Raw genomic sequence first — 24,526 nt, 5'->3', positions numbered from 1 at the left:
TCCTTTCGCGTCTCGCTGCGCACGGGTCGCAGCAGTTGAGAGGTTAAATCCTGGAAGTTCAGCCTTCAAGCCGCTCGTTGGCGACGATCTCGATGCCGAAACCCGACAGGCCCTTGTAGTCATGCACCGACGACGTCAGGTTCCGGATCGAGGTCACGCCGAGATCACGCAGGATCTGCGCACCCACGCCGACCTCGCGCCACTGCCGATGGCGATCGGCCTCCGCGGTATGCGGCTCTTCGACCGGCTCGACGGGAACGCCGGCCGCGCCGTCGCGCAGATAGATCAGCACGCCGCGACCGGCCCGCTTGAAGTGCTGCAGCACCGCCTGGATACGCTGCGGACCTGCGATCAGATCCTTCACGATGTTGGGCTTGTGCAGCCGCGTCAGCACGTTCTTGCCGTCGCCGATGCCGTTATAGACGAACGCGGCGTGGGTGATCGGATCGAACGGCGAGCGGTAGGCGAAGCCCTGCAGCGGCCCGATCGGGCTGTCGGTCGTGAAGGTCGACACCCGTTCGATCAGCTTCTCGCGCGCCTGCCGGTAGGAGATCAGATCGGCGATGGTGACATGCTTGAGATTGTGGGCCGCAGCGAAACGAATGACCTGCTCGCCTTTCATGACCGTGCCGTCGTCGTTCATCAACTCGGAGATGACGCCGACCGGCGGGAGCCCGGCGAGCTTGCAGAGATCGACCGCCGCCTCGGTGTGGCCGGAGCGCAGCAGCACGCCGCCGTCACGCGCGATCAACGGGAAGATATGGCCGGGGCGCGCGAAATCAGCGGCACCGGCATTCGGGTTGGCGAGCGCACGACAGCAGGAGGCGCGCTCTTCGGCCGAGATTCCGGTGCCACCGTCCGGCTTGTAGTCGATCGAAACGGTGAAGGCCGTGGTGTGGTTGGAATCATTGTGCGCGACCATCGGGTCGAGCCGCAGCCGCCGCGCGTCGTCGGCCGTGATCGGCGCGCAGACGATGCCCGAGGTATGGCGAATGATGAACGCCATCTTGTCGGGCGTGCAGAGCGAGGCGGCGACGATGAGATCGCCCTCGCCCTCGCGGTCGTCGTCGTCGGTCACGACGACCATCTCGCCCTTGGCGAAGGCGTACAGAACTTCCTGGATCGAGTCGGCCATTGCAAGTCTCGCTGCTTTTCCGGGCTGCTTTAGCCGGGATCGCAGGCGCGCGCCAGAGCGGCGGAACCGCCGCTCGAAGGTCGCCTTCCCCGGGAAAAGGACCGGCCCTGCCAGGACAAGCGCCCTGGTATCTGTTTAAAGTCGCCTCAAATCGAGAACAAGGGAGCCGCGCCTCATGGCCGCATTCGATTTTGCACCCCTCCTCAGCCCCGGCCTGCCCCCACCCGCCGCGCGCTGGACGGGACTCGCAAAATACAGCTTCGTCGGCGGCAACAACGACGCCGATGCCGTGCCCGTGGAGGGCTTGCGCGCGGCCGCCGACGCCGTGCTCGCCCGCGAGGGACGGGCGCTCGCCACCTACGGCCTCGCGCACGGGCCTCAAGGCTACCGGCCGCTGCGGGACTTTCTTGCCGCCAAGCTGACGCGGGACGCGGGCATGTCGGCGCGCGCCGACGACATCATGATCCTGTCCGGCTCGCTGCAGGGCCTCGACCTCGTCAACCAGGCGCTGCTCACGCGCGGCGACACCGTGCTGGTCGAACAGGACAATTACCAGGGCACGCTGACGCGGCTGGCACGACTGGGCGTCAAGGTCATCGGCATCCCGCTCGACCAGGACGGCATGCGAACGGATGCGCTGGCGACGGTGCTGGCCGATCTAAGGGATCGCGGCATCCGGCCGAAATACATCTATACCATTCCGACGGTGCAGAACCCGACCGGCACCATCATGCCGGAAAGCCGGCGGGCCGAGCTGCTGTGGCTGTCGCGCGCTTATGGCGTACCGGTGTTCGAGGACGACTGCTACGCCGACCTGATCTGGGACGGCAAACGGCCCCGCGCGATCCACGGCATGTCCGACCATGGCGGTGTGATCCACCTCGGATCGTTCTCGAAGTCGGTCGCGCCGGCGTTGCGGGTCGGCTTCCTGGTCGCCCCCTGGGAGATCATGTCGGTGCTGCTGTCCCTCAAGACCGATGCCGGCTCGGGTGCGCTGGAGCAGATGGTGCTCGCGGAATATTGCAGGCCGCATTTCGCGACCCACGTGCCGCAGTTGGTGCGGGGACTGCGCGCCAAGCTGGACACCCTGATCGAGGCGCTCAACGCCGAGTTCGGCACCGCGGCCGAGTTCGCGCCGCCCAGGGGCGGGATCTTCCTCTGGGTCAAGCTACCGGACCAGGTTGACGCGATGAAGCTGTCACAGGCAGCGCTCAAACGCGGCGTCTCGATCAATCCGGGACCGGAATGGTCCACCGACGCCGCGCATGCGCGGAGCCGCCTGCGGCTGTGCTTCGCCAGCCCCTCGCATCAGGAGATCCGCGAGGGCATCGCAATCCTCGCCGACGTCTGCCGGGAGGAGTTCGGCGTCCCATTGCGCTCATCCAATGTGGAGCGGACGCGCGCGATCGAGTGATCGCGCGCTGCTCACCGCACCGAAAAGGGCGACTGGTAGGGCCGCCCGAACGGCACGCCATTGATCACCGTCTGCACCGGCTTGAGCTGCAGCTTGCCCTCGCGCTTGTTGCCGCGGGTATCGACGAAGCTGACGGGCCCCTCGACCAGGTCCATGATTGCGACGTCGGCCGGCGCGCCAACCTGCAAGCTGCCGATCTTCGGCGCACGGTTGATGATCTTGGCCGGCGCCGAGGTGGCCATGCTCACCACCTGCTCCAACGAAAATCCCATAGCGATGAATTTCGCCATCACGTTGGGCAGGAACGGCATGCCCGGGCTGTTGCCGGAGAAGACATGGATGTCGGAGGAGATGGTGTCCGGGCCGCAGCCGCCGGGGATCGCGACCTCGGCCACGGTGAAATCGAAGCTGCCGCCGCCATGGCCGACATCGAACAGCACGCCGCGCTGCTTGGCGGCGAGCGCCGCGGGCAGCAGCTTGCCGTCCTGGACGATGTTGGTGAAGGCGCCGCCCATATTCGGCGCGCCGGAATAGGCATGGGTCAGGATGTCGCCGGGGCGCAGCAGGTCCAGGATCTGCGACATCAACTCGCCGGTCTCGACCCCACCGATATGCACCATCATCCGCGCCGGCCAGCCGCACAGCTCGCAGGCCTTGATGCCGCGCTTCAGCGGCTCCAGCCCATGCTTGAAGATCACGTTCTCCGACATTCGCACCTTGACCCCGAGCAGGAAGTCCGGGTTCTCCGCCAGCGCCATGGCGCAGGCGTCTACCTGCGCATTGTCGATGTTGTAGAGCTCGGCCACCGGAAACGCCGACAGGCCGTTGTTGGCGATGTGGACGAAGGCGTAGATGCGTGCCCGCGACTGGGCGGCGATGAAGCGGCGCAACGCCGCAAGATTGTTGACGCCGGCATCGCCGGCCGAGACGACCGTCGTCGTGCCCTGGAATTGCACCAGTTCGTCGGGCGGGATCCCGATCGCCGAGCCATAGGGATAGACATGACTGTGGAGGTCGATGAGGCCCGGCGTCACCAACCGGCCGTTGGCGTCGATCGACCGCAGCGCCCGCTCGGCCGGTATCTCGGGCTCGACCGCTTCGACGACGCCCCAGCGGATCCCGATGTCGCGCTTGGCTCGGAGCGACTGGCTTGGATCGATCACGTCGCCGCCCTTGATCACCAGATCGAACTTGTCGGCTGGCCCCACCGCGGCGCCGGCAGGACCCGATAGCGCGGCCATGGCGGCCGCTCCGGACGACAGCAGGAATTTGCGGCGCGACAGCGCAGACATGGTCAGCCTCCCCACGCTTGTTTGTAGTTGCGGGGAGCATGCGCCTTGTCCCCCTCGCCAGCAAGGCCGGCCCGGAAAGAATGAGACTTTGTGCCAACGATCTCGGCGCAGGTCTGTCGTTGCGCCATTGACGCAGTGCATTAAGATGTCACGGCAGTCATCCCCGCGAGACCGCATGATTTCGATCTCCCGCCCTCTCATCGCAATCGTCCTCTGCGCATCATCAGCGTCTGCCGCCCGGGCCGACGACACCGTCGAGGTTGCTCGGACCTGGGGCCTGATCGGAACCTGGGCCGCCGACTGCAGCGCACCCGCGGTCAAGGGCCGCGGCGCCATCATCTCCTACGAAGTCACTGACGATGGTCACCTGATCTATCGTCGTGACCACGATCCGTCCGACGTCAACCAGGTGGCGAGCGCACGCGTCGAGGCGGACCAGACGCTGGTGCTCTCGATCGTGCTGCCCAAAGCACGCCAGACGCGAGAGAACGGGATCACCCGGACCGCCGACGGCAACATCCGCTCCGCGTTCAATCGCGGCGAGGACGACAGCTACACCATTCGTGACGGCCGCTTCGTCGCCAACGGCAAGCCGACGCCAGCGCTCAGGAAGTGCGACTGACGCGGCAGGCTCGAGGGGACGGCACGGTTCGCCCGCGAGCGTGAAGACCAAATCTGAACGTGTATTCAGCAACTTCGTGGAAGTTCCTGCGGAACGTTCTTTCACACTTCAAGTTGATCCCGCACTTTCATTCTGGAGGACAACATGAAGAAAATCGCTCTCGCGCTCGCTTCCCTTGCGGTCGTCGCGCTCGCGGCACCGTCGATCGCCAACGCCGAGACGGTGGTCATCAAGCGTGGCGGCCATCACTACCACCACGGCTGGGATCGGTCCCACGCCGAATACCGCATGCATCGTGAGTACCGGCCTCACCGCTATGTCCGGCCGTTCCACCGCCATCACGATCGCACCGTGATCATCCGGCGCGACTGATCTGCAACTTCGACACAGCAATGGCCCCGAGAGGGGCCATTTTCTGTGGCGTTCGTTCTGACGTCCGTTCTCGCAGGGGCTCCGCGTGGTGGTCAGCGGTCCCATTCCGGCGCAAAGGCCGGATTGACGAAGCGCTTGTCCTTCGGGAGGGACGCGATGGTGGCACGATCCTCATCATCGAGTTGAAGCTTCATCGCATCCCAGTTCGCACGCTGACTTTCCGGACGCGCGGCCTTGGGGATCGCCGCCACCCCATCCTGGTCCAACAGCCATTTCAGTGCGACCTGGGCGGCGCTCGCGCCATGCTTCCTGCCGATGGCCCCCAGCGTCTCGTCGGCGGCCGCGCGTCCCTGCGCCAGCGGGCAATAGGCCACTAGGGGAATCGACCGACTCGCCATGTAGGCCATCAGCTTCGACTGGTCGAGCATCACATGATACTCGACCTGATTGCAGGCAACAGGTGCCTCGACGTCCTCCACCGCCTGTTTCAGCAGCGCGACGGTGAAGTTGGCGACGCCGATCGCGCGCGTACGCCCCTCCTCCTTCAGCTTCAACAACGTCTCCAGCGCGGCCGGCAGGTTCATCCCCTTGGCCGGCCAGTGGATGAGATAGAGATCGACGAAATCCAGTCTGAGCTTCCTCAGACTCGTGTCGAACGCGCGACGGATCGCGTCCGGCGCGAGGTTCTCCGGCCAGACCTTGGTGGTGACATGCAATTCGGCGCGCGGCAGATTTGTTGCCGCAAGTACAGCACCGATCGCGTCCTCGTTGGCATACATCTCGGCGGTGTCGATGTGGCGGTAGCCGAGCGCAAGCGCGCTCTCGACGGCCTCGCGGCAGACAGTGCCCTGCATGCGAAAGGTGCCGAGCCCGAGCTTGGGCAGACGGATACCCTGGGTGTCGATGGCGTTCATGAAATCTCCTGGAATCGCGCGAGCCATCCGCCAGCAAACGCCGGCGGCAGCCTCGAAACATCAAGACCTTGGCGGGAAGCGCTCAACTTGCCTTTGCTCCGCTTGCGAGTTCAAGCGAGCCGGCATCCGCCTCAATCAAGATGTCGGGAGCGAGGTTCCTGAACGCGACGGGCGCGCGGGGTAGCCCCGCCGATCAGCGCCAGTTACAGATGCCGCCGCTGCCAAGCCGGCACGGCCAGATCTGAATGCGCGTATCCATCGCCTGCGCGTCGAGCGGATTGCCGCGCCGATGGACGAGCTTGGCGCGGGCGGCGCCGCGGGGCCGCTCGGCCGTCCTCGTGCCATGAGCCCGCCGGGTGGCGACGGCGCGCGGGATGCCGGAGCTGACGTCGGGGTCAACAGCAGAACGGACGGCGACCGCAGGTCGATCTGTTTTGGCTTCGATGGGCACAGGTTCGAAATGCGCCTCGGGGCCGAGCGGCTCCGGCGACAACACGGCCTTCGACAAATCGAGCTTGAGGAAGTCACCCGGCTGATAGGCCCCTGCCACAGCATCGGTCGCTGCGAGCAACACGGCGCATGTAATCGTGCCGACAACAGCTCTCAACACCATCCCATCCTCCCGTTCCCCCGCGTAACGCCACCTTACGCGCGCCCCCTGCCATGAGATCTCCGCACGCCCGCTGACGGCAAACGCGCACGGCTGCAAGAACCGGCTGCGAGCGCCTGAGTTCGCGCCACGCATCATGTTCGATAATCGACCGTTATCAGTTCGGAGAAAGCGCCCGCCAACCGCCGGTCGTTCGACGCATCATAGCCAAAGTTCCGCGCTCGTCCCTCATGTAGGTCACGGCACCGTCATTTCCAGGCCCAAAACTGCTGATCACGGTTACCGCTGTGCACGCAAACGGGCGCTGCCGAGATAAGTCATACTAATTCGAGGATTCGATCCCGATGCGGCAACTTAGCCTCTCGGCGACGCCCGGCGCGATATGCATTACGCCAGGCTTGGCCGCGAACTCGCCGTCGAAATCGAGCGGACTGGCGAAGCTGCGCCACGGCTCGATGCACAGGAACGGCACGCCGCCGGGCTTCGACCAGATTCCAAGCTGACGAAAATGATCCCAAGTTAACTCAAGCGCCGGTCCTATGGTTCCGACGAGGCGAACCGAACGGCTGGCCAGCTGATCGAGGATGACGGCATCATCGTCGAACAGACGTTCGCTCAACGGGAGCACGCGCCCCTCGATCGGTGAGGGCTCCGGCCGCTCCCGCAGCAAACCGCCAGTCAGACGGCGGATCGGCGCCGGCTCCGGCTCTGCAAAAATCAGCCGATAGCTCTCCTTCGGCTGGCCGGGGAGCAGCGGCCAGTTGAAGGCGGGATGGCAGCCGAACGAGGCGGGCAGAACCTCCGCGCCGGGGTTGGCGATTTCGACCGCCACGTCCAGCGCATCAGCCGTGATCCGGTAGCTCACCGTGAGACGGAAGGCGAACGGATAGCGCGCCCGCGTCGTCTCGTCGTCGGTCAGCTGCAACACGCACGACTCGGCCCCGCGCTCCAGCCAGGTGAATCGCAGGTCGCGGGCGAAGCCGTGCTGGGTCATCGGATAGGTCTGGCCGCGGTGGCGGAGCTGGTCATTCTTGAGTCGGCCGACGATCGGAAACAACCACGGCGCATGGCGCGGCCAGACGGCTCCGGCCTGCCACAGCAACTCCAGGCCCCCGGCCGTCTTCAACGAGCACAGCTCGGCGCCATCAGCCTTGACCGAGGCGGTGATGCCGCCCGCGCCGATCATGTGGAGGTCGTCGCTCATCTGCCGTCACCCACGTCGCAAAAAGATCGCACGAGGTGATGCCGGATTGCGGCGGCAACGTCCAGGGATGCGGTTCGTCACCAGCGCGTAGACCACCGCCACAAGCACAGGGACGGGAACGTCGAACTCGCGACCGAAGCCGAGGATGTCGCCGCGCTCATAGGGCCCGCGCTGTGTCTGAAGGGTAGGCAACCCGCGCCAAATCTTCGTGCAGGCCGCAGCTTGCCGGACCTGATCATTCGTGTACGAATGACCGAAACCGGCTTGATGCTGCGCCGCGTGCAGGCGCAAACTGCCGCAAATGCCTTGCCAGGAAAGAAGGACATCCCGATGGCCCATGACGCGCCGCAAGCAACCGGTCCCAGCAAGCTGGTCATCCGCAACATCGGCCTGATGCTGTCCGGCGCACTGGAACGGCCCATCCTGGACGCCGACACGATCGTCGCCGAGAACGGCAAGATCACGGGAATCGGCCGCTTCAAGGACGTCGACACCGAAGGCGCGACCACGATCGTCGACGCCCATGGCACGACGGTGGCGCCAGGCCTGATCGACAGCCATGTTCATCCGGTGGCCGGCGACTGGACGCCGCGGCAGAACCAGACCAACTGGATCGACTCCTATCTGCACGGTGGCGTCACCACGATGATCTCCGCCGGCGAGGTGCACATGCCCGGTCGCCCGCGCGACGTGGTCGGCCTGAAGGCGATGGCGATCTTCGCGCAGCGCGCATTCTGGACGCTCCGCCCCGGCGGCGTGAAGGTGCATGCCGGCGCGCCGGTGATCGAATGCGAGATGGTCGAGGACGATTTCAAGGAGCTCGCGGCGGCCGGCGTCAAGCTGCTCGGCGAAGTCGGCCTCGGCGGCGTCAAGGACGGCCCGACCGCGCGCAAGATGGTCGGCTGGGCGCGCAAATACGGCATCCAGAGCACCATTCACACCGGCGGTCCGTCGATTCCCGGCTCCGGCCTGATCGACAAGGACGTCGTGCTGGAGGCCGGCACCGACGTCATCGGACACATCAATGGCGGCCACACCGCCCTGCCCGACGATCAGATCCGCTGCATCTGCGAGGGCTGCAAGGCGGGGCTCGAGCTGGTGCACAACGGCAACGAGCGCTCGGCGCTGTTCACCTTGCGCACCGCGCGCGAGATGAACGATCTCCACCGCGTCATCCTCGGCACCGACGCGCCGGCCGGCTCCGGCGTGCAGCCGCTCGGGATCCTGCGCATGGTGTCGCTGCTGTCGTCGCTCGGCGACGTCCCCGCCGAGATCGCGTTCTGCTTCGCTACCGGCAACACGGCGCGGATGCGCGAGCTCGACTGCGGCCTGATTGAGATCGGCCGCTCCGCCGACTTCGTCATCATGGACAAGGCGCAGCACTCGCCGGCCACGACCTTGCTCGACAGCGTCCAGCTCGGCGATCTCCCGGGTATCGGCATGACCATCATCGACGGCATCGTCCGCACCCAGCGCAGCCGCAACACGCCGCCGGCCACCAAGATCCCGGAGATCGTGGCGAAGTAATATCGTCGTAGAGCGGCATAAACAGTCATTCCGGGGCGCCCAAAGGGCGAACCCGGAATCCCGAGATTGGCCTGCGCTGTTCTTTCCCTCAGCTCGGGATTCCGGGTTCGTCGCTTCGCGACGCCCCGGAATGACGTGGAGGAAGGGCTACCGCAGCCTGCTCAACAACCCCAGCAGCGTCTCGCGTTCCTTCGCATCCAGCGGTGCCAGTGTTTCCTTGGAGATGGCGAGCGCGAGCGGTGCGGTCTTCTCCGCGAGCTGCTGGCCGGCGCGGGTCAGGCTGACGAGCAGCCTGCGACCATCCTGCGGGTCCGGGCTGGTTTCGGTGAGACCGCGCGCGGTCAGCCGGTCGATCACACCTTTGATCGTCGCGACATCCATCGCCGTGAACCGTCCGAGCTGGTTCTGCGAGCACGGCCCGGTCTCGACCAGCTTCGACAGTGCCGCCCATTGCGTTGGCGTCAGGTTGCTGCCGATGTCGCGCGCGAAGATCATCGTGTGGCGCTGCCAGACCTGACGCAGGATGAAGCCGATCTGATCGTCGAGCACGTAATTTGATTTCGCCGCTTTGGCCGTGGCCTTCGCGGCGGCCTTTGCCTGCGGCTTCGGCGCGGTCTTCGTTGCGGTCCTTGCCGATCGCTTCAGCGTGGCGCTCTTGGCCATATCTTCCCTCGCCTCAGATCGACAGATGCGCGTCGCGGATGTCGGGCCGCGCGTCGAGCTCGGCCATGGTGCCGGAGAAGCAGATGCGGCCGCGCTCGATGATATAGGCGCGGTCCGAGATCAGCTTGGCGAAATGCAGGTTCTGCTCGGAGACGACCAGCGAGACGCCTTCCTTCTTCATGGTCAGGATCGCATCGACCATCTGCTCGACGATCTTCGGCGACAAACCCTCCGAGGGCTCGTCGAGCAGCACCAGCGACGGATTGCCCATCAGGGTACGGGCGATGGTGAGCATCTGCTGCTCGCCGCCGCTCATGCGCCCGCCCGGGCGGTTCTTCATCTCGCCGAGATTGGGGAACAACTGATAGAGTTTCTCGCGCGTCCATTGCGGCGCATTGGGCCGCGGCTTCTGCCGACCGACCTCGAGGTTTTCCTCCACCGTCAGCTCGGTGAAGATGCGGCGCTCTTCCGGAACATAGCCGAGGCCGGCGCGGACGATCTCATGGGTCGGCGCGGACGAGATGTCCTTGCCCTCGAACATGATCTGGCCCTCGCGCAGCTCGACCAGGCCGACAATCGAGCGGAACGTCGTCGATTTGCCGGCGCCGTTGCGCCCGAGCAGCGCCACCACCTCGCCCTCGCCGACCTCGAGGCCGATGTCGAACAGGATATGCGCCGGACCATAGTGGCTGTTGAGACTGGCGACGGACAGCTTCATGCCGGAGCTCCCTCGCGATGATCGGCATCATACAGCAGGCCTTCGCCGAGATAGATCGCCTGCACCTCCCGGTTGGCGCGCACCTCGGCTGGCGATCCCTCGGCAATGAGGCTGCCGCGATTGAGCACGAGAATGCGGTCCGCATGCTCGAATACCACGTCCATGTCGTGCTCCGTAAAGAGGACGCCGATCGACTGCTCACGCGCGATTCCAGCCGTCAGCCGCATCAGCTCGACACGCTCGCGCGGCGCCATTCCGGCGGTCGGCTCGTCCATGAGCAGCAGCTTCGGCTGGTTGGCAAGCGCGATCGCGAGCTCCAGCCGCTTGAGGTCGCCATAGGCGAGCTCGCCGCAGGGACGCTCGGCATAGCCGGCCATGCCGACGAGATCGAGCAGGCGATCGGCTTCGTCCCGCTCGATGGCAACCATCGGGCTCCAGAAATCGAAAAGGCGGCGATGATGCGAGACCAGCGCGACCTGGATGTTCTCACGCACGGTCATGGTCGGATAGGTCGCGGTAATCTGGAAGGTGCGGCCGACCCCGAGCCGCCAGACCTCGCGCGGCTTGCGCCCGGTGGTCTCCTGCCCCATCACCGTGATGCGGCCGCTGTCCGGCACGTTCTGGCCGTTGAGCATGTCGAAGCAGGTGCTTTTGCCCGCGCCGTTCGGGCCGATCAGCGCCAGGATCTCGCCGGCCCGCAGCGTGAACGACACGTTGCGGACGGCGTGAATGCCGCCATAGGATTTAGACAGGCCTTCGACCGAGAGCAGCGACACGCCGAGACTCATTGTGCGCCCTCCATCTTGGCCGACAGCGAAGCCCCCTTGGGGGACACTGCGCGGCGCCGATGCATGACGGTCTCGACCACGCCCACGATGCCTTTCGGGAACACCACCACGATCAACACGATGAAGATGCCGAGCACGAGCTTCGACCAGTCGGTCTGGCTGACCAGCCAGATGTTGAGCGCCTTGTAGACGATGGCGCCGAAGATCGCGCCGGGCACCGTCTCGACGCCGCCGAGCAACACCATCACGAGCGCATCGACCGAGAGCGAGATGCCCATGTTGTCGGGGAAGACGCTGCCCTTGAGATAGGCGAACAGCGCGCCGCCGAGGCCGGCCGTCGTGCCGGCGATGATGAACGCCGTCCACTGGATACGCTTGCCGTTGATACCGATGGACTCGCTGCGCAGCGGAGAGTCGCGCATGCCGCGCAAGGCGTAGCCGAACGGCGAGAAGGTGATCAGGCGCAGCACGCTGACGACGAACGCGGAGACGCCGAGCGCAAGCCAGTAGAAGTGCGACGGCGACGCGGCCCATTTCTCCGGCCAGAGCCCGAGAATGCCGTTGTCGCCGCCGGTGACCGCGACCCATTGGAACGCGATCGACCAGACGATCTGCGCAAAGGCCAAGGTCAGCATCGCGAAATACACGCCCGAGAGCTGGACGGCGAAGGCGCCGAACACGGCCGCACCAAGCGCGCCGAGCAGCGGCCCCAGCAAGAGGCAGGCGATCATCGGCAGCCCCGCCATCTTCGCGAGGAAGGCGACGCCGTAAGCGCCGAGGCCGAAATAGGCGGCGTGACCGAACGAGGCGAGCCCGCCGACCGCCATCAGGAAATGCAGCGACGCCGCGAAGATCACGAAGATCGCGATCTCGGCGCCCACGGTCAGCGCGTAGTTGCCGGCGATGAAGGGCAGCATCGCCGCCAGCGCCAGCGCGACGAGAGACGCCAGCCGCTCGACCGAACTCAGCGGACGCCAGGGAATGACGGTGAGGCCCGGCGTGCGGCGCGCCGGCGCCTCCTTCTTGCCGAACAGGCCCCAGGGACGGACCACCAGAACCACGGCCATCACCAGGAACACCAAGATCAGCGAGATCGTCGGAAAAATGAGAATGCCGAACGCATTCAATTCGGACACCAGCACGGCGGCAACGAAGGCGCCGAGGATGCTACCGAGGCCGCCGATCACGACGACGACGAACACCTCGACGATGATGCGCAGATCCATCGCGTGATGGACCGCGTCGCGCGGGATCTGCAGCGCGCCGCCGAGCGCGGCGAGGAAGACGCCGACCGCAAACACCGAGGTGAACAGCCACTTCTGGTTGACCCCGAGCGCCGCGACCATGTCGCGGTCCTGCGTCGCCGCGCGCACCAGGATGCCCCAGCGCGTGCGCTGGAACAGCAACCACAGCACACCGAGCACGACGGGGCCGAGCACGATCAGGAACAGGTCGTAGCTCGGGATGTTCTGGCCGAAGAAATCGACCGCACCTTTCAATCCCGGCGCGCGGCGGCCGACCAGGTCATCCGGTCCCCAGATCAGCACGACGAGGTCCTCGACCATCAGGGTCAAGCCGAAGGTCGCGAGCAGCTGGAACAGCTCCGGCGCGTGATAGATCCGGCGCAGCAGCACGATCTCGACGAGCACGCCGATGGCCGCGACCGCGAGCGCTGCCACGACGATGCCGCCCCAGAAGCCGAGCGGACCGGACAGCCTCTCGGTGAGCGAAAAGGCCACATAGGCGCCGAGCATGTAGAACGCGCCATGGGCGAAATTCACGATGCGGGTGACGCCGAAGATGATCGACAGTCCCGACGCCACCAGGAACAGCGAGGCTGCACTGGCAAGGCCGGTCAGGAACTGGACGAAATAGAAGGCCATGGGCGGTCCGCGTGAGGAGATCGTCGAATCGATGAGCCGCGTTTGCGCTCGGCGCTCCCTCAGAGAGCTGGCGAGCAAGCGTGGGGTGAGGGATCTCGGCCCGAACCTGCAGATCAGGCGTCGTATTCCCTCACCCCGCCCGCTCTCCCCCTGCGGGAGAGGGAGAGGCAGGATCGTGTGAATCAGTCCTTCGGCCGGAGCTTGCCGACTTCCGCGTCACCCGGCAGATAGTCCGAGCCCTTGCGATAGACGGCGTCGACCATGATGCCCTTGCCGTCCTTCAGCGCGGTCTTGCCGACGTAAGCGCCGAGCGTCGACTGGTGATCGATCTTGCGGAACGTGATTTCACCGAAGGGCGACGGCACCGACAGTCCCTCGGCCGCGGCGATCAGCTTGTCGGTATCGGTCGAGCCGGCCTTGGCGAGGATGGCGGCTGCCGACTTGATGGTCTGGTAGCCGACGATCGAACCAAGCCGCGGATAGTCGTTATATTTGGCCTGATACGCCTTCAGGAACGCGTCGTGCTCGGGCGTCTTGATCGAATACCAGGGATAGCCGGTGACGATCCAGCCCTCGGGCGTCTCCTCCTTGAGCGGATCGAGATATTCCGGCTCGCCGGTCAGGAAGCTGACGACCTTGCGGTCCTTGAACAGGCCGCGGGTGTTGCCCTCGCGGACCAGCTTCACGAGATCGGCGCCGAAGGTGACGTTGAGGATCGCCTCCGGATTGGCGGCGGCGACGGCCTGCACCACCGGACCGGCGTCGATCTTGCCCTGCGGCGGCCACTGCTCGTCCACCCACTGGATGTCGGGCCGTTTCTCCGACAAGAGCTTCTTGAACACGGCGACGGCCGACTGGCCATATTCATAGTTCGGCGCAATGGTGGCCCAGCGCTTGGCGGGAAGCTTGGCGGCCTCCTCGACCAGCATCGCCGCCTGCATGTAGTTCGACGGACGCAGGCGGAAGGTGTATTTGTTGCCCTTCGCCCAGGTGATGGCGTCGGTCAGCGGCTCGGCCGCCAGGAAGAACACTTTCTTCTGGTTGGCGAAGTCGCTGACGGCGAGTCCAATGTTCGACAGGAAGGTGCCGGCGAGCATCGCGACGTTCTCGCTCGACACCAGCTCGTTGGCTGCGGTCTGCGCGTCGGCCGGCTTGCCGCTGTCGTCCTTGGAGACGACGACGAGCTTCTTGCCGTTGATGCCGCCGGCCGCGTTGACCTCCTCGACTGCGAGCTGCCAGCCCTTGCGATAAGGCTCGGTGAAGGCCGGCAGCAGCGAATAGCTGTTGATCTCGCCGATCTTGATGACGTCCTCGGCGCGCGCCGCGCCCGTCAATCCCGCGACGGCAAGGCCCAGGCCTGCCGCAAGCATCGTTCTCCGTCGCATCCCTTCAGCCTCCATGTTGAGTCGAATTACCGTAGACCGTCCTCGCCCTTGATCTCGGCGACCGTGAGCCCGCCGACGCGCGGCAGCGGACGGCCGCTGTCGGTGACCGCGAGCGCGACCATGATCTCATTGGCGCGCGGCGCGTCGTTGATCTGCACCTCCATGCCATCGAAATGACTGCGCACGAAGGCCGCATCTTTATGGCCGAGCGGAATGTCGAGCGTGCAGCCGACGCCGCCGCGCTTCTTCGACGACGGGATCAGCGCCGCGCCCTTGCCGAGTACCTTGCGCACCGGCGCGCCCATTTTCGGATGCAGGATCGCGGCCGCATGCTCCAGCTCGCCGTCGCTGCCGACGGCGGCCGCCTTGCCGTAGCTGTGCGCGGCCGGCCCTTCGATGCCGAGCGCGGCCACGGCGCGCTTGGCCAGCATCTCGCCCAGCTCCTCGCCGATCGCAATCAGAGGCGACAGGTCCTCGACATAGCGGCCGGCAAACGGATTCTCGATCACCGCCACTGCCGCAGCCCGCCGCGTCGGCGGCGAGACGGACCGGCCCATCTCCTGATGGACTTCCTCGACCACGGTCACGATCTTTCTGATGACGGCGCTCATCGATGATCCTTCGTGTTCCTGCACATCATGCATCAAACCTCACGCCGCCGCCGCTCGCAACTGCGGCCGACGAACGATCTCGATCGCGCGCGGACCGACAACGCGAATGTTGCCGCGAAGCTGCAGAACGGCGCCTTCGATCAGACCGGCCGACAGCAGCGACTGCCCACGATGCTCGCCCGCGGCCAGCGCTTCGGCAACCTCGACATCACGGAGCTCTCCGACCTCGCATGTGACGAGGCGATCACCGAGATCGGTCTCCGGTTGCAACTCGCAGGCGGGTCGGCGAAGCACGGCCGGATGACCCGGAAGATCGACCGCGTTGCCGATCACCGTCGCCGCCGCATCCGCCTGCGCCGCGCTGCGCGCGAGTACCGTCACCGCGTCGGCAATGCCCAGCGAGAAACTGCGGCCGTGGCGGCCCGACGTGGCGACGCCGCCGATCGCATCGGCAGCACGAAGCGTCATCCTGCGCATCACACCTGCGCCGTCGGGACGGTCCATCAGCCCGACGCTGAAGGTGGCGGCATCCCGCAGATGGAGTGCGATGTCACCGCCATTGTTGACATAGGCCCGCGTCAGCTTCGTCGCGCCGCGCATGGCGCCGAGGATCTCCTCGGCCACGCTCCCGGCAACCGCGGCCATCGGCGTGATGAACATTTCGCGCGCGAACGGCGACACGGCCGCATGCATCCGCCGCGCGACGACACCTTTCAATCGGCATCGATCGTGATCGGCGCCCCTGCGCAGATCGGACAGTTCCGTACACAGCTCGTCCAAGAGACCCGTGAAACGCTCGACCGCCGCCCGATAGGCCGCGCGGATATCACCATCGACCGCGTCGGCGCCGATGATCAGATCGATCGGGCCGTCCTGCAGATGCAGCCGCCGGTCGGGCAACAAGGCGATCTGTGGCTGCCGGGTCATGCACCCGGCCTCGGCCACGGCAGTTGGCGAATGTCCTTGCTGACATCCTTGAGCGAAGCGAGCGGCTGGACGTAATCCATGTGCCCGCCGAGCGCCGCATAATCCGATAGCCTCAGCGTAAACTCGATCGGCGCGACGATCGCCGGCGTCGGCACATAGCCGAAGGCGCCGGCCGGCATCTGGGTCACGTCGACCATATAGGTGATGCCGCCGCCCGGCCAGACATAGACCGGCGCACCGCCGCTCGTCACCCGCGTCAGCGTATCCTTGACCGAACGCGTCAGCCGCACCGGATTGTCGGTGACGCCGGCGCGCAGCGAGCCGCCGGCACCGGCCATGAACAGCACGGTGCACAGCGCCGGCTCGCAGTTCTCCTGGATGCGCTCGACCGAGAACTGCAGCTCCGGCGGCATCTCGCGCTGCACCGGCCTGAGCGTCTCGTCGAGCACGTAGTATCCGGCATGCTCGCCCGTCGTGGACACCATCAGCAGCGTCGTTCCCGGCTTCGCCGTCTTGGGATCGAATGGCCCGAGGATCGACAGCGGATCGGAGATGTCGGTGCCGCCCCAGCCGGTTCCGGGCTGCGCCACCTGGAAGTAGCGGCCCGGCGTCGAGCGTCGTCCCTTCATCTTGATGCCTGTCGCGGGAATGTCGAGCAGCTTGCCGGCCTGGTGCTCTGACAGCACGCCGGTGATGTGATCATCGACCACGACGACCTCGTCGACCTTGCCTTGCCATTGCTTGGCGAACATGCCGATCGTGGCCGAGCCGCAGCCGACGCGCATGCGCTCTTCCTTGACGCCGTTGACGATCGGGGGCTGCCCCGCCTGCACCATCACGCTGGAGCCGCCGTCGACCACGAGTTCCACGGCCTTGCGGTTGCTGAGGTCCATCAGCGCGTCACAGGTGACACGCCCCTCCTTCTTGGAGCCGCCCGTGAGATGATGCACGCCGCCGAGCGACAGCATCTGCGAGCCGTATTCGCTGGTCGTGACGTGACCGACCGCTTCGCCGTCGACGCGCACCGTCGCCGCTTCCGGGCCGAGATAGCGGTCGGTGTCGATCTTCACCTTGACGCCGCAATAGCTGAAGATGCCCTCGGTCACGACCGTGACCATGTCGACGCCATCGACGACCGATGACACGATGAACGGCGCCGGCTTATAGTCGGGATAAGTGGTGCCGGCGCCGATCGCGGTGACGAACAGCTCCGGCTGATGCACGATCTTGCCGTCCCAGTCGCCGCTCGCCTGGAACGGCACCAGCTTGCCGCCATGCGACACCGTACGCTCCAGCAGGATATGCGGATCGACGCGCACCAGCACACCGTCCTGATTGGCATAGCGGTCGCAGGCACCTGCCGCGCCCGGCTTGATGTAGCACATCACCGGGCAGGCATCGCAGCGGATCTTGTCACCTGCACCGTCGCTCGCCGTCTCAGTCACCATGCAGAGAAGCCCATCTTGGATCGGAGTTGGCGGCAGCCATCCACACGCCGCGGCAATTCGTTCGTATACGAATGATGTCGCGCCCCTCCGCCGACTGTCAAGCGCCACCGCGAACGAAAAGCACGATTGCCGGATAAACGATCAGTTTGCCCTGCACAATGACGACAAATCGTGCATACGCTGCAGCGCAATACGTGCCACTTGCATGTTAGTATACAAACGATACGCTCGGAGCGATCACTATCGCATCCTCGTTAACGATAGCATAGCGGACGACAGAAGGGCATGACGCCAGCAACGATTCGGCTGACCGTGAACGGACGGACGCATGACGTCGCGGCCGCGCCGGACACGCCCCTGCTCCATGTGCTGCGCAACGACCTCGCTCTGAACGGTCCGAAATACGGCTGCGGCCTGGGGGAATGCGGCGCCTGCACCGTACTGATCGACGGCCGCGCCGCCCGCTCCTGCGTCATTCCGGTGGAAGGCTGCATCGGCCGCGACGTCACCACGCTGGAAGGACTGGGCTCGCGCGAGGCGCCCGATCCGGTGCAGCAGGCCTTCATCGCCGAGCAGGCCGCGCAATGCGGCTACTGCCTCAACGGCATGATCATGACGACCAAGGCGCTGCTGGCGATCAAGCCCGATCCGTCACCCGACGAGATCAAGCAGGCGCTGCGCTACAATCTCTGCCGCTGCGGTGCGCATGTCGAAATCCTCCGCGCGGCGATGCGCGCGGCCGGCCACACGCTCGAGGCGCTGGACTGATGAACGATCGCCTCACCAAGAACGCCGACACGCCTCGCGGCTGGCTGGTTGTCGAACGTCCCATCGCCGGCAACGATGGCCAGTTCGAAACCTTCATCCGGATCACGGCGGCAGGCGAGGTCTCCGCCTTCAACGGCCATGTCGATCTCGGCACCGGCATCCGCACCGCGCTGGGACAGATCGTCGCAGAAGAGCTCGACGTCTCCTTCGCTCGGGTCGTGGTCGTGCTCGGGGACACCGCGGTCGTGCCGAACCAGGGCGCGACCATCGCCAGCGAGACAATTCAGATCACCGCCGTACCCCTGCGCAAGGCGGCGGCGCAGGCGCGCGCCTTCCTCTTGGCGCGGGCGGCGACGCAGCTCGACCTCGACGTTCAGGACTTGACGGTCGAGGACGGACTGGTCCGCGGGCCCAACAACCGCGTCCTCAGCTATGGCGAGCTGATCGGCGATGAGACGATCCGCCTCGAGCTCGCCGACGATATCCTCGTCAAGTCGGTGAACGACTATCAGGTCGTCGGCCGCTCGGTGCCGCGCGTCGACCTGCCGGCGAAGGCGACCGGTGAGCTCACTTACGTGCATGACGTTCGCGTCCCCGGCATGCTACACGGCCGCGTCGTGCGTCCGCCCTATGCCGGCGTCGATGCCGGCCCCTTCATCGGGACCAGCCTTCTTGGCGTCGATAGGGAGTCAGTGCGCGATGTCCCTGGCCTGGTCGACGTCGTCGTCATCGGCGACTTCATCGGCGTCGTCGCCGAGCGCGAGGAGAATGCGATCCGTGCCGCCGAGCGCCTCGAGGTGAAATGGAAGCCGGTGCCGACCCTGCGCGACCTCGACGATGTCGAGAACGCACTGCGGGCCAATCCGTCCGAGCCGCGCCGGCTGCTCGACAAGGGCGATGTCGATGCCGCCATCGCCGGCGCCGCCAAGCCGATGCGGAGGACCTATCTCTGGCCCTACCAGATGCACGGCTCGATCGGGCCGTCGTGCGCTGTCGCCGACTATCGCGACGGGCAGATCCGCATTTATTCCGGCACGCAGAATCCGCACATCCTGCGCGGCGATCTCGCCAAGCTGATCGACTGCCCCGAACACCAGATCGAGCTGATCCGCCTCGAGGCCGCCGGCTGCTACGGCCGCAACTGCGCTGACGACGTCACGGCCGATGCGCTGCTGCTGTCGCGTGCGGTCGGCCGCCCGGTGCGGGTGCAATTGTCGCGCGAGCAGGAGCATCTGTGGGAGCCCAAGGGCACCGCGCAGCTGATGGACGTCAATGGCGGCCTCAATGCCGACGGCTCGGTCGCGGCCTATGAGTTCGCCACGCGCTATCCCTCGAACGGCGCGCCGACGCTGGCGCTGCTGCTGACCGGGCGCATCGGACCGGAGCCTGCGGTGTTCGAGATGGGCGACCGCACCGCGATCCCGCCTTACGACTATGAGCACATGCGCGTCACGGCGCATGACATGCCGCCGATCGTGCGTGCGTCCTGGATCCGCGGTGTCTCGGCGCTGCCCAACACCTTCGCGCACGAGTCCTACATCGACGAGCTCGCCGCCGAGGCCGGCGTCGACCCGATCGAATACCGGCTGCGCTATCTGAAGGACGAGCGCGCACGTGATCTCGTGAACGCCGTGGCCGAGCGCGCCGGCTGGACGCCGCGCCCCGTGCGGGAGGAGAAGACGCCTGAGAACGGCGTCGTCCATGGCCGCGGCTTCGCCTACGCGCTCTACGTCCACAGCAAGTTTCCCGGCTACGGCGCGGCATGGTCGGCGTGGATCGCCGACGTCGCCGTGAATACGACCACCGGCGATGTCAGCGTCACGCGGGTCATTGCAGGCCAGGACTCCGGCCTGATGATCAATCCCGACGGGGTACGCCACCAGATCGAAGGCAACGTCATCCAATCCACCAGCCGTGCGCTGATGGAGGAGATTCCCTTCACGCGCGGCAAGGTCGCGGCACGGGAATGGGGCGCCTATCCGATCATCACCTTCCCCGACGTGCCTGAGATCGACGTGCTGATGCTGCCGCGGCCGGATCAGCCGCCGCTCGGCGTCGGCGAGTCCGCGTCCGTGCCCAGCGCCGCCGCGATCGCCAATGCGATCTACGACGCCACCGGCGTCCGCTTCCGCGAGCCGCCATTCACGCCGGAGCGCATCCTGAAAGGCCTGCGCGGCGAACGGGCGGAGACGCCGGCGCCGCAGTCGCTGCCCGCCCCCGAAAGACCGGCGACCACGTGGCCCAAGCCCTTTGCCAAGCGGGGCGGCGTGATCGCCACCGCCGTCGCGGCCTGCGCCGCGGCGATCGGCGTCGCCACCGCCGTGTTGCCCTGGCGCGCCATCGCGCCGATCACGCGCCCCGATCCCTCGGTCTATTCCGCAGCGACGATCGCGCGAGGCGAGGCGCTCGCGGCGCTCGGCAATTGCGCTGTCTGCCATACCGCGGATGGCGGCCTGATCAATGCCGGCGGCCGCGCACTGGAGACGCCGTTCGGCACGCTGTTCAGCACCAACATCACGCCCGACGTCGAGACTGGCATCGGCGCCTGGTCCTATCCCGCCTTCGAGCGCGCGATGCGCGAGGGCGTGCATCGCGACGGCCGGCAGCTCTATCCGGCGTTTCCCTACACGCATTTCGCGCGAACCGATGATGCCGACCTGCAGGCGCTCTACGCCTACCTGATGGCACAGGCGCCAGTGAGACAGCAGGCGCCTGACAACGCGCTGCGCTTCCCATTCAACCTGCGGCCGCTGGTCGCCGGATGGAACGCTCTGTTTCACGACACGCAGCCGTTCCGGCCCGATCCGACACAATCGGAGCAGTGGAATCGCGGCTTCTATCTCGTCGAAAGCCTCGGCCATTGCAGCGCCTGTCACTCGCCGCGCAACGCGCTCGGCGCCGAGCAGCGCAACGCACATCTGGCTGGCGGCTTCGCCGATGGCTGGGAAGCCCCTGCGCTGACCGCGCTCTCGACTGCCCCGATCCCGTGGACCGAGGACGAGCTCTACACTTATCTGCGCTCGGGGCAATCGCGCTTCCATGGTGTCGCGGCCGGTCCGATGGCGCCGATCGTGAAGGATCTCGCGACGCTGCCCGACGCGGACATTCGGGCCATGGCGATCTATCTCGCCTCGTTCCAGACGCCCTCGCCCGAGGCAGCGAAGCTGGAGGCGATGGCCGCGGAGTTGGAAGCGCGCACCAAGGCGACCTCGACGGCGTCTCCGGCGGCACGGCTCTATCTCGGCGCCTGCGCGGTCTGTCACGAGGTGGGCGGCCTGCCGCTGTTCGGCAGTCGGCCCTCGCTGGCGCTGAACAGCAACCTGCACAGCGCCACACCCGACAATCTGATCCAGGTGATCCTGCACGGGATCATGAAGCCGGTCTCGTCCGATCTCGGCTACATGCCGGCGTTCAAGGACCATCTCAGTGACGTCCAGATCGCCGAACTCGTCGCCTATCTTCGTCAGCAGTTTGCTCCGGACAAGCCGGCCTGGACGGGCGTAGACGCCGCCGTCGGTCGCATCAGGTCCACCGTGGCGCAGTGAGGCTGAGCATGCTCCGTCTGCGCCCGGCGCCCCGACCACCACCCTGACGCGCATTCGGGCACCTCGTTGCCAGTAATTTCGCCTTGCGGCAGACGGTCTGCCGCTTCTAGAATTTGGGACTACGTTCCAAAAAATGGAACAAACGGTATCATCATGAGCGCTCTGACCAACGCCATCGACATCCTGCGCTGCTTCTCGACCGCGCGGCCCGACCTCTCCTTTGCCGACGTCCAGGTCCTGACCGGCAAACCGAAAAGCTCGACCTCCCGCCTGCTCCGCTCGCTGCGCGATTGCGGCCTGCTCGAGCAGGATCCGCACAGCCGCCGCTACCGGCCGGGCCTGCTCACCTTCGAGCTCGGGCGGCTGCACCGGGCCCATGACGACCTGATCGCCACCGCCGAGCGCGAGCTGCGCGATGTCTGCGCGCGCACCGGCCACACCGGCTACATCGCCGTGCTCGACGGCTATCAGCAGGTGGTGCTGCGCATCGTGCCCGGCTCCAATCCGCTGCGCGTCGTCAACCCGCCGGGCCAGCGCACGCCGGCCATCATCACCTCGAACGGCCGCGCTATGCTGGCGCGTCTGACAGACCAGGAGATCCGGGCGCGCGTGCCGCTCGACTACCCGAAGGTCCCGGCCAACTCGCCGCAGAACTTCACCGAGCTGATGGCGCGGCTGAACGAGATCCGCCGGACCGGCATCTCGGACGCCGCCGACGAGGCCATCGAGGGCGTCGGCTCGCAGGGCTTTGCGCTGACGAGCGGCGAGAGCGGTGAGCTGATCGGCATCGCCGTCTCCTACTCGGTCCAGGCCACCACCGAGATCGAGCGTGCCAATGTCCGCCGCGAGCTCGGCAGCATGGCCGCAAAGCTGCGGCGCATGACCGGCGATCCGCTCGGCCAGACCATCGAGCAATTGGCCGGACTGGCCTCCTGATGACGAGCAGCAGCGCGCCGCGCGTCAACAGCCTGGCGCTGTTGATCCTGCCGAGCGCGCTGCTGTTTGCGTTGTTCTTCTTTCTGCCGATCGGATTGATGGCGGTGATGAGCGTCCTGACCGGCAACCCCGTGGTCATGCCGAACGTCGCCCTCACAGCCAGGCACTATGCCCGCATGGGCAATGACGGCTACTATCTCGAGGTGATCTGGACCACGATCCGGATCGGCCTCTGGACGACGCTCGCCGCGCTCGTGATCGGCTACCCGCTCGCGCATTGGATGGCGCGGATCAAGAGCCGCACCGGCCATGCGCTGCTGCTGATGGCCGTGCTGGCGCCGATGCTGACCGGCATCGTGGTGCGTACCTTCGCCTGGATGACGCTGCTGTCCGACAAGGGTGTCATCAACCAGATCCTGGCCTCGCTCGGGCTGGTCACAAGGCCGTTGCAGCTGATGTACAATGAGACGGGCATCATCATCGGCCTGGTCCACATCTATGTGCCTTTCATGGTGCTGACGCTCACCGGCGTGATCGGTCGCATCGACGAGCGGCTGGAGCAGGCGGCGGAGAATCTCGGCGCCAGCCCATGGCGCGCATTTCTCGAGGTCACCCTGCCGCTCAGCCTGCCCGGCATCCTCGCCGGCTCGCTGCTCATCTTCGCGCTCGCGATCAGCGCCTATGTCACCCCGATCCTGCTCGGCGGCTTCCAGGTCATGACCTTGCCGATCCTGATCTACCAGCAGATCTCCGCCAACTTCAACGTCGGCTTCGCGGCTGCGCTCGGCATGGTGCTGCTCATCATTTCGCTCTCGCTCGTCATCGCGTATAATCACGTGCTCGGCCTCGTTTCGGGCCAGCGCGAGCTGCAATGAGGGCGCAGATGACGAGCCTTGCTCCGGGATCGCGGCCGCCGCTCGCTGCGCCAATCGGTCTGGCGGCCACACCTGCCCTTCGCAGCAAGGCGCGGCCGCTCCGGTGGGGCCGCAGGCTCTATCTCGCCGCCAACACCGCCATCCTCGTCTTCCTGCTGGCGCCGATTGCGATCGTGATCGTGTTCGCGCTCAACCCGACGCCTTTCATCCAGTTTCCACCAGTCGGCATCTCCTTTCGCTGGTTCGAGAAATTCTTCGCCTCGGGCGACTTCATGCACGCGCTGCTGTTCAGCATCGAAGTCGCGGCCATGACCACGGTCGCGGCCACCGTGCTGGGCGCCTCGGCCGCGCTGGCGATCGCCCGCGGCAACCTGCCAGGCTCCCGGCTGATCGTGGCGACCATGCTGTCGCCGCTCATGCTGCCGGCGATCCTGACCGGTCTTGCGCTGTTCCAGTCCTACGTACTGCTCGACGTCGGACGCCCGGTGTGGGGGCTGGTGGCTGGTCACACGCTGGTGACGATTCCCTACGTGGTGCGGACCACGCTCGCCGTGCTGCACAATTTCGATGTCAGGTTGGAGGAAGCCGCGCAGAATCTCGGCGCCAGCCCCACCCGGACCTTCTTCGAGATCACGCTGCCGCTGGTGAAGCCCGGCGTTCTGGCAGGCGCGATCTTTGCTTTCATCGTCTCGTTCGACCAGTTTCCGGTGTCGCTGTTCCTGGTCGCGCCGGGCAGCGAGACCTTGCCGATCACGCTGTTCAACTATCTGAAGTTCGATCTCGACGGCACCATCGGCGCGGCCTCGGTGGTCTCGATCCTGCTCGCCTTCATCGTCGTCATCGCGCTCGACCGCACCGTAGGTCTTCGCTCCTACGTCAAACTCTAAGG

22 protein-coding genes are annotated in these 24,526 nt (G+C 66.1%); 9 read left to right on the top strand and 13 right to left on the bottom strand.

Annotated elements, in window-relative coordinates:
- Positions 1–58: 58 nt before the first annotated feature.
- Positions 59–1,135, bottom strand: a complete 1,077-nt coding sequence (gene ribB, locus ACQR0U_RS19035) for a 3,4-dihydroxy-2-butanone-4-phosphate synthase (protein WP_316192117.1) — start codon at positions 1,133–1,135, stop codon at positions 59–61.
- 175 nt (positions 1,136–1,310) lie between these two features.
- On the opposite strand from ribB, the gene ACQR0U_RS19030 reads away from it, so the two are divergent.
- Positions 1,311–2,549: a PLP-dependent aminotransferase family protein gene (locus ACQR0U_RS19030; protein WP_434843920.1), complete on the top strand. Its 1,239-nt coding sequence runs from the start codon at positions 1,311–1,313 to the stop codon at positions 2,547–2,549.
- Between the two features lie 11 nt (positions 2,550–2,560).
- On the opposite strand, the gene ACQR0U_RS19025 is transcribed toward ACQR0U_RS19030, so the two are convergent.
- Complete coding sequence (locus ACQR0U_RS19025) at positions 2,561–3,841, bottom strand: amidohydrolase/deacetylase family metallohydrolase (RefSeq protein ID WP_315828073.1); 1,281 nt, start codon at positions 3,839–3,841, stop codon at positions 2,561–2,563.
- Positions 3,842–4,016: 175 nt separating this feature from the next.
- On the opposite strand from ACQR0U_RS19025, the gene ACQR0U_RS19020 reads away from it, so the two are divergent.
- Both ACQR0U_RS19020 and ACQR0U_RS19015 read left to right on the top strand, forming a co-directional pair.
- A complete protein-coding gene (locus ACQR0U_RS19020) occupies positions 4,017–4,463 on the top strand; it encodes a hypothetical protein (protein ID WP_315752075.1) in 447 nt (148 codons plus the stop codon).
- Positions 4,464–4,607: 144 nt separating this feature from the next.
- Positions 4,608–4,835 carry a hypothetical protein gene (locus ACQR0U_RS19015; RefSeq protein WP_315715512.1) on the top strand — a complete coding sequence of 76 codons (228 nt, stop codon included), beginning with the start codon at positions 4,608–4,610 and terminating at the stop codon, positions 4,833–4,835.
- 92 nt (positions 4,836–4,927) lie between these two features.
- On the opposite strand, the gene ACQR0U_RS19010 is transcribed toward ACQR0U_RS19015, so the two are convergent.
- The 3 genes from ACQR0U_RS19010 to ACQR0U_RS19000 all read right to left on the bottom strand — a co-directional run bounded on the left by ACQR0U_RS19010 (position 4,928) and on the right by ACQR0U_RS19000 (position 7,563).
- Entirely contained in the window at positions 4,928–5,749 is an 822-nt protein-coding gene (locus ACQR0U_RS19010; RefSeq protein ID WP_434843919.1) for an aldo/keto reductase, read from the bottom strand.
- Between the two features lie 193 nt (positions 5,750–5,942).
- Positions 5,943–6,362 carry a hypothetical protein gene (locus ACQR0U_RS19005; RefSeq protein WP_434843963.1) on the bottom strand — a complete coding sequence of 140 codons (420 nt, stop codon included), beginning with the start codon at positions 6,360–6,362 and terminating at the stop codon, positions 5,943–5,945.
- Positions 6,363–6,681: 319 nt separating this feature from the next.
- Complete coding sequence (locus tag ACQR0U_RS19000) at positions 6,682–7,563, bottom strand: aldose 1-epimerase family protein (protein WP_434843918.1); 882 nt, start codon at positions 7,561–7,563, stop codon at positions 6,682–6,684.
- A gap of 330 nt (positions 7,564–7,893) precedes the next feature.
- Between ACQR0U_RS19000 and ACQR0U_RS18995 the strand changes: the two genes are divergently transcribed.
- On the top strand, positions 7,894–9,090 hold the full coding sequence (locus tag ACQR0U_RS18995; protein ID WP_315752147.1) for an amidohydrolase family protein: 1,197 nt from the start codon (positions 7,894–7,896) through the stop codon (positions 9,088–9,090).
- 147 nt (positions 9,091–9,237) lie between these two features.
- Here the strand turns inward: ACQR0U_RS18995 and ACQR0U_RS18990 are convergent, their stop codons facing one another.
- The 8 genes from ACQR0U_RS18990 to ACQR0U_RS18955 all read right to left on the bottom strand — a co-directional run bounded on the left by ACQR0U_RS18990 (position 9,238) and on the right by ACQR0U_RS18955 (position 17,513).
- Positions 9,238–9,753 (bottom strand): MarR family winged helix-turn-helix transcriptional regulator, encoded by a 516-nt coding sequence (locus ACQR0U_RS18990; protein ID WP_315752079.1) that lies wholly within the window; start codon positions 9,751–9,753, stop codon positions 9,238–9,240.
- Positions 9,754–9,766: 13 nt separating this feature from the next.
- A complete protein-coding gene (locus tag ACQR0U_RS18985) occupies positions 9,767–10,471 on the bottom strand; it encodes an ABC transporter ATP-binding protein (RefSeq protein ID WP_315715507.1) in 705 nt (234 codons plus the stop codon).
- Positions 10,468–11,259 (bottom strand): ABC transporter ATP-binding protein, encoded by a 792-nt coding sequence (locus ACQR0U_RS18980; RefSeq protein WP_315828069.1) that lies wholly within the window; start codon positions 11,257–11,259, stop codon positions 10,468–10,470. The genes ACQR0U_RS18985 and ACQR0U_RS18980 overlap by 4 nt, the downstream gene beginning before the upstream one ends.
- The gene (locus ACQR0U_RS18975; RefSeq protein WP_434843917.1) at positions 11,256–13,142 is read right to left on the bottom strand and encodes an ABC transporter permease; all 1,887 of its coding nucleotides are present in this window, start codon (positions 13,140–13,142) and stop codon (positions 11,256–11,258) included. The genes ACQR0U_RS18980 and ACQR0U_RS18975 overlap by 4 nt, the downstream gene beginning before the upstream one ends.
- A gap of 182 nt (positions 13,143–13,324) precedes the next feature.
- Positions 13,325–14,527, bottom strand: a complete 1,203-nt coding sequence (locus ACQR0U_RS18970; RefSeq protein WP_315715504.1) for an ABC transporter substrate-binding protein — start codon at positions 14,525–14,527, stop codon at positions 13,325–13,327.
- Positions 14,528–14,553: 26 nt separating this feature from the next.
- On the bottom strand, positions 14,554–15,138 hold the full coding sequence (locus tag ACQR0U_RS18965) for an amino acid synthesis family protein (RefSeq protein WP_315715503.1): 585 nt from the start codon (positions 15,136–15,138) through the stop codon (positions 14,554–14,556).
- Positions 15,139–15,177: 39 nt separating this feature from the next.
- The gene (locus tag ACQR0U_RS18960; RefSeq protein WP_315828067.1) at positions 15,178–16,065 is read right to left on the bottom strand and encodes a UPF0280 family protein; all 888 of its coding nucleotides are present in this window, start codon (positions 16,063–16,065) and stop codon (positions 15,178–15,180) included.
- Positions 16,062–17,513 (bottom strand): 6-hydroxynicotinate reductase, encoded by a 1,452-nt coding sequence (locus ACQR0U_RS18955; RefSeq protein ID WP_315828066.1) that lies wholly within the window; start codon positions 17,511–17,513, stop codon positions 16,062–16,064. The genes ACQR0U_RS18960 and ACQR0U_RS18955 overlap by 4 nt, the downstream gene beginning before the upstream one ends.
- A gap of 285 nt (positions 17,514–17,798) precedes the next feature.
- On the opposite strand from ACQR0U_RS18955, the gene ACQR0U_RS18950 reads away from it, so the two are divergent.
- The 5 genes from ACQR0U_RS18950 to ACQR0U_RS18930 all read left to right on the top strand — a co-directional run bounded on the left by ACQR0U_RS18950 (position 17,799) and on the right by ACQR0U_RS18930 (position 24,524).
- The gene (locus ACQR0U_RS18950; RefSeq protein ID WP_315715500.1) at positions 17,799–18,281 is read left to right on the top strand and encodes a (2Fe-2S)-binding protein; all 483 of its coding nucleotides are present in this window, start codon (positions 17,799–17,801) and stop codon (positions 18,279–18,281) included.
- Positions 18,281–21,826, top strand: a complete 3,546-nt coding sequence (locus ACQR0U_RS18945) for a molybdopterin cofactor-binding domain-containing protein (protein ID WP_315828065.1) — start codon at positions 18,281–18,283, stop codon at positions 21,824–21,826. Before ACQR0U_RS18950 ends, ACQR0U_RS18945 begins: the two co-directional genes overlap by 1 nt.
- A gap of 153 nt (positions 21,827–21,979) precedes the next feature.
- A complete protein-coding gene (locus tag ACQR0U_RS18940; protein ID WP_315828064.1) occupies positions 21,980–22,762 on the top strand; it encodes an IclR family transcriptional regulator in 783 nt (260 codons plus the stop codon).
- Positions 22,762–23,637 (top strand): ABC transporter permease, encoded by an 876-nt coding sequence (locus tag ACQR0U_RS18935; protein WP_315828063.1) that lies wholly within the window; start codon positions 22,762–22,764, stop codon positions 23,635–23,637. The genes ACQR0U_RS18940 and ACQR0U_RS18935 overlap by 1 nt, the downstream gene beginning before the upstream one ends.
- A gap of 8 nt (positions 23,638–23,645) precedes the next feature.
- Complete coding sequence (locus ACQR0U_RS18930) at positions 23,646–24,524, top strand: ABC transporter permease (protein WP_315715496.1); 879 nt, start codon at positions 23,646–23,648, stop codon at positions 24,522–24,524.
- The last annotated feature ends 2 nt before the right edge of the window (positions 24,525–24,526 follow it).

It is taken from the genome of Bradyrhizobium sp. HKCCYLRH3097 (assembly GCF_051167875.1).
Lineage (GTDB): Bacteria > Pseudomonadota > Alphaproteobacteria > Rhizobiales > Xanthobacteraceae > Bradyrhizobium.
The sequence above is the reverse complement of the archived record's forward strand: the minus strand, read 5'-3'. Positions and strand labels throughout refer to the sequence as shown.